Below are 12,420 nucleotides of genomic sequence, written 5' to 3' on the forward strand. Positions count from 1 at the left end.
CTGCGCGGACCGCAAGGCAAGAAGACCCGGAAACCATGGACAACAAACGCAACATCCTCAGCGGTTACCGCGTGCTGGACTGCTCCATCGCGATGGCCGGCCCGCTGGCCGCCCAGCGCCTGGGCGACCTCGGCGCCGACGTGGTGAAGGTCGAGCCGGTGACCGGCGAGTGGCAGCGCCACACGGCGGCCGGCGGCATCACCGGCAATAAGGTGAACGTGTCGTTCCTGTCGCTGAACCGGAACAAGCGCTCGCTGGCGGTGGACCTGAAGAAGCCGGACGGCAAGGCCCTGCTGCTGGATCTGGTGAAGACGGCCGACGTCTTCCTCCAGAACTACCGGCCCGGCGTGGCCAAGCGTCTGGGCGTCGATTACGAATCGCTCTCGGCGATCAACCCGCGCCTGATCTACGTCTCGATCTCCGGCTATGGCGAGACCGGCCCCTACGTCGACCGGCCGGGTCAGGATCTGCTGCTCCAGGGCATGTCCGGCGCCATGCTGTCGGCCGGCCGCGACGGCGAGGCGCCGACCCCCGCCGGGCAGTATCTGGTGGACGCCGTCACCGGCTACACCGCCTTCGAGGGCGCGCTCGCCGCCCTGCTCCACCGCGAGCGCACCGGCGAGGGCCAACTGGTCCAGGTCAACATGCTGGACGCGATCACCACGCTCCAGATGCAGGAATTGTCGGTCTTCACGGTCGGGGCCAAGCCGCAGACCCGCTCGGCCGAGCCGCACGCCCATGTCTACATCCGCGCGCCCTACGGCGCCTTCGCGACCAGCGACGGCTTCATCATCGTCGCCTTCCCCTCGCTGCGGCTGCTGGGCGAGCTGATCGGCGAGCCGTCCTTCCTCGACATGGTGGACGAGACCGACAGCTGGTCGCGCCGCGACGAAATCTTCGCCAAGACCCGCGCCCGGCTGACGGCGAAAACCTCGGCGGAATGGCTGGCGCTGTTCAAGGCGAACGACATCTGGGCCGGGCCGGTCTACGGCTACGCCGACCTCGTCAACGACCCGCAGATCGCGCACAACGGCACCTTCGTCGAGTACGACCACCCGACCGAGGGGCGGGTCAAGACGCCGGGCTTCCCGATCAGGTTCTCCAAGACGCCGTCGGCCGTGGAGCGCGGCGCGCCGCTGGCCGGCGAACACACCCGCGAGGTGCTGGAGGCCGCCGGCTATTCCGCCGCCGACATCGACCGCCTGCTGTCGTCCGGTGCCATCGCCGCGACGGAAGAGGAGCCGGCATGCGTTACCGCGCCCTGACCTGGGACCACCCACGCGGCTACAACGCGCTGGCCGCCGCCGCCGCGCGGTTGGACGAGAAGCGCGACGGGCTGGCCATCGCCTGGGACAAGCAGCCGCTGGAGGGCTTCGAGGAGCACCCGATCGGCGACCTCTGCGCCCGCTACGACCTCGTCGTGCTGGACCATCCCCACATCGGCGAGGCGGTGGCGCAGCGTTGCCTCGTGCCGCTGGAGGATCTGTTCCCGGAAGACGAGATCGCCGCCTGGGAACGCGACAGCATCGGGCCGAGCCTCGCCAGCTACCGCTTCGGCGGACGCCATTGGGCGCTGCCGCTGGACGCGGCGACGCAGGTGACGGCGTTCCGCGCCGACCTGACCGGCGGGCCGGCGCCGGCCACCTGGGACGGTGTCGCCGCGCTGTCGGACCAGGCGCCGGTCGCCCTGTCGCTGGCCGGGCCGCACGCCTGCCTGAGCTTCCTGTCGATGGCCGCCGCCTTCGGCGAGCCGCCGGCCGTGGCCGATCCCGACCGGCTGGTCTCGGCCGAGACCGGCAAGCGCGTGCTCGACCTGATGGCGCTGCTGGCCGGACGGACTCCGGATTTGGTGCGGGGCAGGAACCCCATCGGCCTGCTCGGCCACATGGCGCGCCACGACGACGTGGCGCTCTGCCCGCTGGTCTACGGCTACGTCAACTACGCGGCCCCGGCCGATCCGGCGGACAAGGCCATCGCCTTCGCCGACGCGCCACGCGCCACGGCCGATGGCCGGCCCGGCTCGACGCTGGGCGGCACCGGCATCGGCGTCTCGATCCGCTGCGAAGTGACGCCAGCCCTGCGCGACCATCTGCGCTGGCTGCTCGGCGCCGAGGCGCAAGACCGCTTCATCCCCGATCACGACGGGCAGCCCAGCCGCCGCGCGGCGTGGCACGACGACCGGGTCAACGCGCGCTGGGGCGGCTTCTACCGCAACACGGCGGCGACGCTGGAAGCGGCCTACGTCCGCCCCCGCCATGACGGCTACATCGCCTTCCAGGCCGCGGCGTCCGCCATCCTGCGCGACGGCCTCGCCGGGGGCGAGCCGCACGCCGCGATCCTCGACCGCCTGCAACGCCGCTACGCCGAAAGCCGGACCGTCGGCACCGAACGATAAGGCAACACACCATGGACACCAGCATCGCCCCGCCGGCCACCACCCCGGCCACCGGTGAAATCTCCTTCACGGTCGACGGCTTCGTCGCCACCATCGTCCTGAACCGCCCGCAGAAACTCAACGCGGTGACGCCGGAGATGGCGGCGGATCTCGTCGCCGCCGTGCGCCGCTGCAACGAAGACGATCAAATCCGCTGCGTCGTGCTGACCGGGGCCGGGCCGAAGTCCTTCTCCTGCGGGTCCGACATCCGCGACCTGGACCGCTACGACACCGCCTGGAACTTCCGCAACCGCGAAGACTATTGCGACGCCGTCCGGGCGCTGCGCAAGCCGTCCATCGCCGCCGTCAACGGCTACGCCTTCGGCGGCGGGCTGGAGACGGCGATGAGCTGCGACATCCGCCTCGCCTCGGAGAACGCGCAGTTCGCGGCGCCGGAGATCAAGCTCGGCTGGATCGGCGGCGGCGGGGTCGCGGCCTTCCTGTCGCACTCCATCGGCGCGTCGAACGCGGCGCTGATGATCATGACCGGCGACCCGGTGGACGCCGCCCGGGCGCTGGCCTGGGGGCTGGTCAGCGAGGTGGTGCCGGCCGACCGCCTGCTGGCCCGCGCGCAGGAGATCGCCGCCGTCATCGCCAGCCGCGCGCCCATCGCGGCGGAAACGGCCAAGCTGAACCTCAAGGCCGCCCACACCATGCCGATCGAGAAGGCCATCGGCTACGAGCGCGACCTCCAGACCATCTGCTTCGCCACCGAGGACGCGCTGGAAGGCCGCGCCGCCTTCAAGGACAAGCGCCCGCCGGTCTTCCGGCGCAAGTGAGGGGAACCGGACCATGAGCAAGCGCCCTCTGCACCTCGACCCGGCCGTCGCCCTGCCGGCCGACCGCGACGCCCTGCTGGTCGGCCGCGTCTGGCGGCCCGAGCTTGGCGGCCCGTCGGTGGTCGCGATCCGCGACGGCGGGGTGTTCGACATCACGTCGCGCGACGCGCCGACCGTGCGCGACCTGATCGAGACCGGCGAGGCCGCCGCGCTGGCGCGCAGCCTGCCCGGCGAACGGATCGGAAGCATCGCCGACCTGCTCGCCAACGCCGACGAGGACATGCGCCGGACCGACCGGCCCTGGCTGCTGGCGCCCATCGACCTCCAGGCGGTGAAGGCGTCGGGCGTGACCTTCGTGGTCAGCCTGCTGGAGCGCGTCATCGAGGAGCAGGCGCGCGGCGCCCCGGAAAAGGCGCTGGCCATCCGCGCCGACATCGACGCGCTGATCGGCCGCGACCTGTCCACCCTGAAGCCCGGCTCCCCCGAGGCCATGGAGGTCAAGAAGGCGCTGATCGCGCGGGGCGTCTGGTCGCAGTACCTGGAGGTCGGCATCGGCCCCGACGCCGAGATCTTCACCAAGGGCCAGCCCCTGTCGGCGGTCGGCACCGGCGCCCATGTCGGCATCCCGCCCAGCTCGACCTGGAACAACCCGGAGCCGGAGGTCGCCATGGTGGTGTCCAGCCGGGGCGTCATCGTCGGCGCCACGCTGGGCAACGACATGAACCTGCGGGATGTGGAGGGCCGGTCCGCCCTGCTGCTCGGCAAGGCCAAGGACAACAACGCGAGCTGTTCGCTCGGCCCCTTCATCCGTCTGTTCGACGACCGCTTCACCCTGGATTCGGTGCGCAACGCCGAGCTTGGGCTGACGGTGGAGGGCAGCGACGGCTTCCGGCTGGAGGGCGCCTCCTCCATGGCGCGGATCAGCCGCGACCCGGTCGATCTGGTGGCGGCCACCATCGGCGAGAACCACCAGTACCCGGACGGCTTCATCCTGCTGCTGGGCACCATGTTCGCGCCGGTGCAGGACCGCGACCGGCCGGGCGAGGGCTTCACCCACAAGATCGACGACGTGGTGACGGTCGCCACGCCGGCGCTTGGTGCCCTGTCCAACCGGGTCCGCCATTGCGCGGCCTGCGCGCCGTGGGAGTTCGGCGCCGGCGCCCTGATGCGCAATCTGGCCGGCCGGGGCCTGCTCGGCTGAGGCCGGGCGACCGGAACGAGGAAAAAGGACGACGTCCATGACCACCGCCACCATCACCGGCTCCATGCTGATCGGCTCCACCGCGCTGCGCGGCGGCGACGGCGACCTTTACGCGGTCGACCCGGCCACCGGCGAACGGCTCGACCCCGCCTTCGGCGGCGGCGGGGCGGCCGAGGTCGAACGCGCCTGCGCGCTCGCCGGGCAAGCCTTCGACGCCTACCGCGAAACCGGCCTGGAACAACGCGCCGCCTTCCTGGAGGCCATCGCCCAGAACATCCTGGACATCGGCGACGCCCTGATCCAGCGCGCCATGGCCGAGAGCGGCCTGCCGCGCGCCCGTCTGGAGGGGGAGCGCGGCCGCACCGTCGGCCAGCTCCGCCTGTTCGCCCAGACCGTGCGCGAGGGAAGCTGGCTCGACGCCCGCATCGACCCGGCCCAGCCCGAGCGCAGCCCCCTGCCCCGCGCCGACCTGCGCCAGCGCCAGATCCCGCTCGGTCCCGTCGCGGTGTTCGGCGCCAGCAACTTCCCGCTGGCCTTCTCGGTGGCCGGTGGCGACACCGCCTCGGCGCTGGCCGCCGGCTGCCCGGTGGTGGTCAAGGCGCATTCCGCCCATCCCGGCACGTCCGAGCTGGTCGGCCGCGCCGTCCAGGCCGCCGTCGCGTCCTGCGGCCTGCCGGAGGGCGTGTTCTCGCTGCTGTTCGGCGCCGGCAGCCGCATCGGCACGGCGCTGGTCGCCGACCCGCGCATCAAGGCGGTCGGCTTCACCGGCTCGCGCCGGGGCGGCGTCGCGCTGATGCGGGTCGCCGCCGACCGGCCCGAACCGATCCCGGTCTACGCGGAGATGAGCAGCATCAACCCGGTCTTCCTGATGCCGGCGGCGCTGGCTGCCCGCGCCGACGCGTTGGGCCGGGCCTTCGTCGCCTCGCTGACCATGGGCGCCGGACAGTTCTGCACCAACCCCGGCCTGCTGCTGGCGGTGGACGGTCCCGACCTCGACCGCTTCCTGGCCTCGGCCGCCGAGGCGCTGGACGGCAGCGCCGCGCTGACCATGCTGACGCCGGGCATCCACGCCGCCTACGACGAGGGCGTCGCCGCTCTGACCGGCAACGCGTCGGTCGAAACGCTGGCACGCGGCACGGCCTGTTCCGGCCCCAACCAAGCGCGGGCTGCCCTCTTCGCCACCTCGGCCGCCGCCTTCCTCGCCGACCCGGCGCTTCAGGAGGAGGTGTTCGGCTCGGCCTCGCTGGTCGTCCGCTGCCCGGACCTCGCCACGTTGCGGACGGTGGCGGAACGGTTGGAGGGGCAGCTGACCGCGACACTCCAGATGGACGCGGACGACGCGGCGGCGGTGGCGGCCCTGCTGCCGGTGCTGGAGCGCAAGGCCGGCCGCATCCTCGCCAACGGCTGGCCGACCGGGGTGGAGGTCTGCCACGCGATGGTGCATGGCGGCCCCTTCCCGGCCACCTCGGACAGCCGCTCCACCTCGGTCGGCACGGCAGCGATCAAGCGCTTCCTGCGCCCGGTCTGCTACCAGGACCTTCCGGCCGCCCTGCTGCCCGAAGCCTTGCGCGACGGCAACCCGCTGGCCCTCTGGCGGCGGATCGACGGCGCGCTCGCCAAGGCCTGAAGCGGGGGATGGGATCGGGGGATTCACGAACGATCCCAAGGCGCAACAAACGAGCGACATACTCTGGTAGGCTCCCCAAAACGCCGCCCGAGACACGACAACCGAACAAATCGAACGAAAATCCGGAGGAGGACGCAGCATGAAGCCGTTTCTGACCATCATTTCGAGCGCGGCACCCATCCTGGCGGCGGGCGTGGCGCTGGCGACGGCTTCCGGCGCCATGGCCCAGTCGCCGGGCAAGACCGTGGTGACCTTCGCCGCCTCCCACTTCGCGGAGGTCGGACGCGGCGACCGGCTGAAGGCCTGGGTCGAGACGTTCAACAAGGCCAACCCCGACATCGAGGTCAAGCCGGTCACCATCCCGTTCTCCTCCTTCGCAACCACCATCTTCACGCAGATGGGCGGCAACGGCGGCCCCGACATCGTCCGCTTCGATCTTCCCGAATTCTACGCGGCGGTCGCCGCCAAGTCGGTGCTGCCGATCGACGACATCGTCAAGGACGGCGAGCACAACTTCACCAGCGCCGACACGTACATGAAGATCGACGGCAAGCGCTACGGCTTCGCCTTCGACACCGCCAACTACGCGATGGTCTACAACGCGGCGCTGCTGCCGGGCGGCACCCCGCCCAAGACCTTCGAGGAGTTCGTGAATCTCGCCAAGGCGGCGACCAAGGACGGCAACTACGGCTACGCCTACCGCGCCACCATGGCCGAGCGGGGCGGCTTCTGGTACGACCTGACCAACTTCGTCTACGGCTTCGGCGGGCGCTGGTCCAAGCCCGACGGCACCCCGACCTTCAACAGCCCGGAGGTCGTCGCCGGCGTCGCCGCCTACAAGACCGTCTACGACGCCGGCATGACGCCCAAGGGCACCGACGCCGCCACCTATCGGCGGATGTTCTGGGAAGGCAAGGTCGCCATGGAGATCGACAACGGCGGCGTCGCCACCATCCTGACCTCGCAGGGCAAGGCGCACCCGATCTCCGCCGCCCCCTCGCCCTTCCCGCACAAGGAGCAGGGAATGATCCTGGCTCCGGTCACCATCAACGCCAACACCAAGGTGAAGGAGGCCGCCGGCAAGTTCCTGCGCTGGAGCCTGCAACCCCAGCAGCAGCAGGAGTTGCAGACCCTGCTCGGCGCCGCCAACGTCGCGATCACGGTGGAGCGCACGCCCGAGGAGCTGGCGGCGATGCCCTGGCTGAAGGTCTACGACGCGCAGACCCCCAACAGCGTCCCGGCCCTGCCCCAGGGGCTGGAGACCAAGGCGCCGGAGATCCAGCAGGTCGTGGTGCAGCAGGTGCTGAAGGTGCTGCAGGGCGGCGTCGCCCCGCAGGCCGCCATGGACGAGGCCCAGCGCCAGATCACCTCCCGCGTCCTCGCCCAGAAGTAACGCTCCGGCCGGCGGCGCCCCGGCGCCGCCGGCCCTTTTCCGGAAACCGCATCATGATGAGCAGGACCGCGAACCAACCCAAGGCCCGGCCCGAGGCCGTCCCGCGCGCCGCGCCGCTCGACCACGGCCGCTGGGTTCCCGCCTTCTTCGTCGCCCCGGTGGCGCTCTATCTCCTGGTCTTCCAGGGCTACCCGCTGATCCAGGAATTCCTGCTGAGCGTCACCTCGACCTCGCTGCTGGATCCGACCAAGCATGCCTTCGTCGGCTTCGAGAACTACCGCGAGCTTCTGCTCGATTCCGAATTCCATCAGGTGCTGCGCGTCACCGCGATCTACACGGTGGTCTGCGTCCTCGCCTCCATCGGGCTCGGCCTGCTGGCGGCGCTGCTGCTCGACGGGGCGTTTCCCGGGCGCGGCCTCGCGCGCGCCCTGGTGACCATCCCCTGGGCCGCCCCGCCGGTCGCGGCGGCGCTGATCTTCGTGTGGATGTTCAACGCGCAGTACGGGCTGTTCAGCCATCTGGCCCAGTTCCTCGGCCTGTCCTCGGGCGGCACGAACTGGCTGGACGAGCCGTCCTACGCCCTGCCCGCCATCCTCATCACCACGATCTGGCAGATCTTCCCCTTCTCCTCCGTCGTCATCCTGGCCGCCCTCCAGGGCGTGCCGTCGGAACTGCGCGAGGCGGCGGTGATCGACGGGGCCGACCGGCTCAGCGTGTTCCGCGCGGTGGTCTGGCCGACCATCCGCCCGTCCGTCGCGCTGCTGACGCTGCTGATCACCGTCTGGTCGCTGCGCCGCTTCGACGTGATCTGGCTGATGACCCAGGGCGGCCCGCTGGGCGAGACCAACACGCTGGTCATCGACCTGTACCGCCGCGCCTTCGTCTACCTCGACCTCGGCCGGGCGGCGGCGGTCGGCATCGTCGGGCTGGTGATCGCCATCCTGGTGACCTTCGCCTATTTCTGGCTGTCGCTGCGCGCCGAAAAGGCCAGCGGGAAACGGTGACCCCATGATCAAGACCCATACCGCCCGCCTGATCGCCGTGCTGGCCCTGCTGGGCGTCGCGGCCTTCCCGCTCTACTGGATGTTCGTCACCTCGCTGACGCCGTCCGAGCAGCTCTTCTCCCCCTCCCCCCGGATGCTGCCGACGCTGTCGCAGATCGCCACCTACGCCGACGCCTTCACCGAAACCTCGCTGCGGCTCTGGCTGGTCAACAGCCTGATCGTCGCGGTCGGCACGACGGCGCTCAGCATCGGTCTGGCGGTGCTGCCCGCCTACGCGCTGTCGCGGCTGGACTTCCGGGGCAAGCTGCTGCTGGGCTTCGCGCTGTTCATGACGCAGATGCTGCCCGAGGCGATGCTGGTGGTGCCGCTCTACGACATCTTCACGCAGCTCTCGCTGCTCAACACGCTGCTCGGCCTGATCTTGGCCAACACGGCCTTCACCGTCCCGGTGGTGACCTGGATCCTGAAGGGCGCCATCGACGGCGTGCCCTCGGAGATCGAGGAGGCGGCGCGGATCGACGGCTGTTCGCGGCTCGGCATCGTGCTGGCGGTGGTGCTGCCGCTGATCGCGCCGACGCTGGCGGCGGCGGCGGTGATCGCCTTCTTCCACGGCTGGAACGAATACGTCTTCGCCCAGACCTTCATCAGCGACGACACGTTGCGCACCGCCTCGGTCGGGCTGGCCAGCTTCGTCGGCGAGCTGAGCACCCCGGTCCACACCGTCATGGCGGTCGGCATCGTCTACACGCTGCCGGCGGTCGTCTTCTACCTGTTCGTCCAGCGCTACGTGGTCGCCGGCATGACCTCCGGCGGCGTCAAGGGCTGATCCCGCCCCTCCCCCATCCTCCCGGCCCGCGCCGGACCGCAAGACTTCGAAGGGAAAAGCCCATGGCTATCAAATTGGAGAATGTGACCAAGTCGTTCGGCGCCCTGACGGTGATCGACAACGTCAGCCTGGAGGTCGGCGACGACGAGTTCCTGGTGCTGCTGGGGCCGTCCGGCTGCGGCAAATCCACCATCCTGCGCATGATCGCCGGGCTGGAGACCGTCAGCAGCGGCCAGATCCATCTGGGCGGCAAGCGCGTCGACCAGTTGCCGCCGAGCGGCCGCGACATGGCCTTCGTCTTCCAGTCCTACGCGCTCTACCCGCACATGACGGTGCGCCGGAACATCGCCTTCCCGCTGATCATGCGGCAATTCCGCTGGTGGTTCCACATTCCGGTGATCGGCGACCTCTTCAAGCGCCGCATCGAGAACTCGCCCGAGGTGCGCGGTCTGGTGGAGCGCACCGCCGACATGCTGGCCCTGACCAAGGTGCTGGACCGCCACCCCCGCACCCTGTCGGGCGGCCAGCGGCAGCGCGTGGCGCTGGGCCGCGCCATGGTGCGCCAGCCCTCGGCCTTCCTGATGGACGAGCCGCTGTCGAACCTGGACGCCAAGCTGCGCACCGCCATGCGGGCGGAGATCACGCAACTGCATCAGCGGGTCGGCGGCAACTTCGTCTACGTCACCCACGACCAGATCGAGGCGATGACGATGGGCACCCGCATCGCGCTGATGCGCGACGGGTCGCTGCAGCAGTTCGGCACCCCGCGCGAGATCTACGAGAAGCCCGCCAACACCTACGTCGCCCGCTTCATCGGCACGCCGCCGATGAACCTGATCGAGGCCGAGGTGGAGGGCATGACCGTTCGCGTCGGAACCAGCGTTCTCCCCCTACCCGACGGGGCCGAAAGACCAGTGTCCGGGGCGGCCTCCGGGACGGGGCGCAGCCGGGTGTGGCTCGGCCTGCGGCCCGGCGCCTTCGGCATCGTGCCGCCGGGCCAGGGCAAGAGCCTGGCCGGCACCGTCACCCTGGTCGAGCATGTCGGTGCGGAATCGCTGATCTCGGTGAAGCTGTCCGGCATCCGCACCGCGCACGACGACGACGGCGCCCCGACCGACGAGGTGATGGTGTCGGTCCCCGGCTACAGCGAGCTGCGCGTCGGCGAGGCGGTCGGCCTCGACTGCCACCTGAAGGACTTCTCGCTGTTCGACCAGGACAGCGGCCTGCGCGTCGGCGGGCGCGCGGCCGAGGACTTCACGACGAACGGCCGGGTCGGCGCCATCCGCACCGCCTCCTGACGGCCGTTCTTGCCGGGGATCGCATCCCGGCGGGAGGCGCCAGCGCAGCCTGCCGGGACCGGACGGGGCACGGCCATCGGCGGTTCCTCGGGAAGCCGGGCCGCTCCGCCCGGCGCGTCGAAACGGTCGCGCCGGGCGTCATTCGATCTGGGACGTCATGACGAAGACCCCCGGCTGCGCCACCGTCTCATAGGAGATGACATAGAGCGAGTTGGCGGGGAAGGAGCAGGCCTGCTCCGGAATGACCCCGGTGCCCGGCCGGAAGGCGTAGGGGCGGGGTGGCGCCGCCGTTTCCGAACGTTTCGTCCGCATGACCGCCGGGGAGGCCAATGCCGTGGACTCCTCCGTCCAAAGCCATGCCGCCGGATCGCCGGAGCCGAGCTCATCGGCAAAGCTCCGCAACATATGCTGGCAGGTTTCCCGGCTCAGGCTGTGCACGGCCCGCTCGGTCAGCGTTCGTTCCGGCACCGCCGATGGGCCGGGAAGGAGCATGGTCACGACCAGGGCGCTGGAGAGAAGGCCAGCCAGCCCCCAACCGGCGGCGATGGAGAAATCCTGACCATCGATCATGGCATCACCCCCCTCCTTTCCCATGCGCGCCCACCAAGGCGGCGCGGCCCGTTGCCGTGCCCACGCCTGCAACCACAAACAGCCGACGACCGCCACCGGCACCATCGGGGACTCCCCCAGCCGCAGTCATCAACCATCTCTGTGGACAGATGGTCCAGGAGCGCTCGACGAAACCCGTCCGACACCAAGCGACGTCATCGGTTTCGGTGCGCGGGGCTGGATTGCCCCACGGGCGCCCCAAGGATTGCCAATCCAAGATAGGGCGCCGGTCGACACAGGTAAAAGGAATTTGCTTGATGCCATCCATCGACGAAATCGATGGATCTTGGGAAAGACCGACCTTTCATTTCCCGGCACCGCGACGGCACTCCGATTCACGTCCGCATCGGCACCACCCACGGTCACCCCGCAGCCGAAACCTTCCTTCGCCCGATCCTCTGGGTGGCGGGCCTCAGGCCGTCGCGCTCTGCACCGGATGCGGGGGACGGACGAGAACGCCCGCCTTCTCCAGCGCCACACGCACCGCTCCGGCCATGGCGACGGCCGTCGGCGTGTCGCCGTGGACGCAGATGGTGTCGGCGACGATCGGGAGGCGGGTGCCGTGGCGGCTGGTCACCGCTCCGTCCAACACCATCCGGACCACCCGCTCCGCGGCCAGTTCCGGCGCGTGGATGACCGATCCGGCCACCGAACGCGGGGTCAGGGTGCCGTCGTCCTCGTAGGTGCGGTCGGCGAAGGCCTCGCGCAGGACGCGCAGGCCCAGCGTCGTGCCGGCCTTGTCCATCGCGCTGAGCGGCGGAACGACGAACAGCAGGGCCGGGTCCACCGCCTTGACCGCGCGGGCGATGGCCATCGCCAGATCCGCCTCGACCGCCGCCATGTTGTACAGCGCCCCGTGCGGCTTCACATGGGTGACGCGGTGGCCGGCGAGCGCGGCGCAGCCTTGCAGCGCGCCGATCTGGTAGGCGACCATGCGCTCGATCGCCGCCGGGCTGTCGCCCCGGATGGTGCGGCGGCCGAAGCCGGCGCGGTCGTCGAAGCCGGGATGGGCGCCGATGCGCACCCCCTTCTCCAGGGCCAGCCGGGCGGTCTCCGCCATGATCGACGGATCGCCGGCGTGGAAGCCACAGGCGATGTTGGCGGAGGTCACGATGTCGAGCATCGCCCGGTCGTCCCCCATCGCCCAAGCGCCGAAGCCTTCCCCCATGTCGCAGTTCAGATCGATGACCGCCATGCAAATGGTCCTTTTGTTGCGTTCGCGTGCGTCTCTCCCGGAGCGGGACAGGGA

11 protein-coding genes are annotated in these 12,420 nt (G+C 70.5%); 9 read left to right on the forward strand and 2 right to left on the reverse strand.

From position 1 onward, the window contains the following. Positions 1-35 precede the first annotated feature (35 nt). The 9 genes from EJ913_RS17990 to EJ913_RS33055 all read left to right on the forward strand — a co-directional run bounded on the left by EJ913_RS17990 (position 36) and on the right by EJ913_RS33055 (position 10,562). Positions 36-1,265: a CaiB/BaiF CoA transferase family protein gene (locus EJ913_RS17990; protein WP_127000349.1), complete on the forward strand. Its 1,230-nt coding sequence runs from the start codon at positions 36-38 to the stop codon at positions 1,263-1,265. After that, positions 1,247-2,395, forward strand: a complete 1,149-nt coding sequence (locus EJ913_RS17995) for a type 2 periplasmic-binding domain-containing protein (protein WP_127000351.1) — start codon at positions 1,247-1,249, stop codon at positions 2,393-2,395. The genes EJ913_RS17990 and EJ913_RS17995 overlap by 19 nt, the downstream gene beginning before the upstream one ends. An 11-nt stretch (positions 2,396-2,406) precedes the next feature. Beyond that, positions 2,407-3,213 (forward strand): enoyl-CoA hydratase/isomerase family protein, encoded by an 807-nt coding sequence (locus tag EJ913_RS18000; protein ID WP_127000353.1) that lies wholly within the window; start codon positions 2,407-2,409, stop codon positions 3,211-3,213. 13 nt (positions 3,214-3,226) lie between these two features. After that, entirely contained in the window at positions 3,227-4,414 is a 1,188-nt protein-coding gene (locus EJ913_RS18005) for a fumarylacetoacetate hydrolase family protein (RefSeq protein WP_127000355.1), read from the forward strand. A 37-nt stretch (positions 4,415-4,451) separates the two neighbouring features. Then, positions 4,452-6,041 (forward strand): aldehyde dehydrogenase (NADP(+)), encoded by a 1,590-nt coding sequence (locus tag EJ913_RS18010; protein WP_127000357.1) that lies wholly within the window; start codon positions 4,452-4,454, stop codon positions 6,039-6,041. A 139-nt stretch (positions 6,042-6,180) separates the two neighbouring features. Then, positions 6,181-7,434 (forward strand): ABC transporter substrate-binding protein, encoded by a 1,254-nt coding sequence (locus EJ913_RS18015; protein WP_127000359.1) that lies wholly within the window; start codon positions 6,181-6,183, stop codon positions 7,432-7,434. Between the two features lie 53 nt (positions 7,435-7,487). Continuing rightward, positions 7,488-8,438 (forward strand): carbohydrate ABC transporter permease, encoded by a 951-nt coding sequence (locus tag EJ913_RS18020; RefSeq protein WP_211098982.1) that lies wholly within the window; start codon positions 7,488-7,490, stop codon positions 8,436-8,438. A 4-nt stretch (positions 8,439-8,442) separates the two neighbouring features. Further along, the gene (locus EJ913_RS18025; protein ID WP_127000361.1) at positions 8,443-9,264 is read left to right on the forward strand and encodes a carbohydrate ABC transporter permease; all 822 of its coding nucleotides are present in this window, start codon (positions 8,443-8,445) and stop codon (positions 9,262-9,264) included. 62 nt (positions 9,265-9,326) lie between these two features. Continuing rightward, positions 9,327-10,562, forward strand: a complete 1,236-nt coding sequence (locus EJ913_RS33055) for an ABC transporter ATP-binding protein (RefSeq protein ID WP_127000363.1) — start codon at positions 9,327-9,329, stop codon at positions 10,560-10,562. 138 nt (positions 10,563-10,700) lie between these two features. On the opposite strand, the gene EJ913_RS18035 is transcribed toward EJ913_RS33055, so the two are convergent. Then, positions 10,701-11,237, reverse strand: coding sequence for a hypothetical protein (locus tag EJ913_RS18035; protein WP_127000365.1), 537 nt, complete (start codon positions 11,235-11,237; stop codon positions 10,701-10,703). Positions 11,238-11,583: 346 nt separating this feature from the next. After that, a complete protein-coding gene (locus tag EJ913_RS18040) occupies positions 11,584-12,366 on the reverse strand; it encodes a LamB/YcsF family protein (protein WP_127000367.1) in 783 nt (260 codons plus the stop codon). Positions 12,367-12,420 lie beyond the last annotated feature (54 nt).

It is taken from the genome of Azospirillum doebereinerae (assembly GCF_003989665.1).
Taxonomy (GTDB): domain Bacteria; phylum Pseudomonadota; class Alphaproteobacteria; order Azospirillales; family Azospirillaceae; genus Azospirillum; species Azospirillum doebereinerae.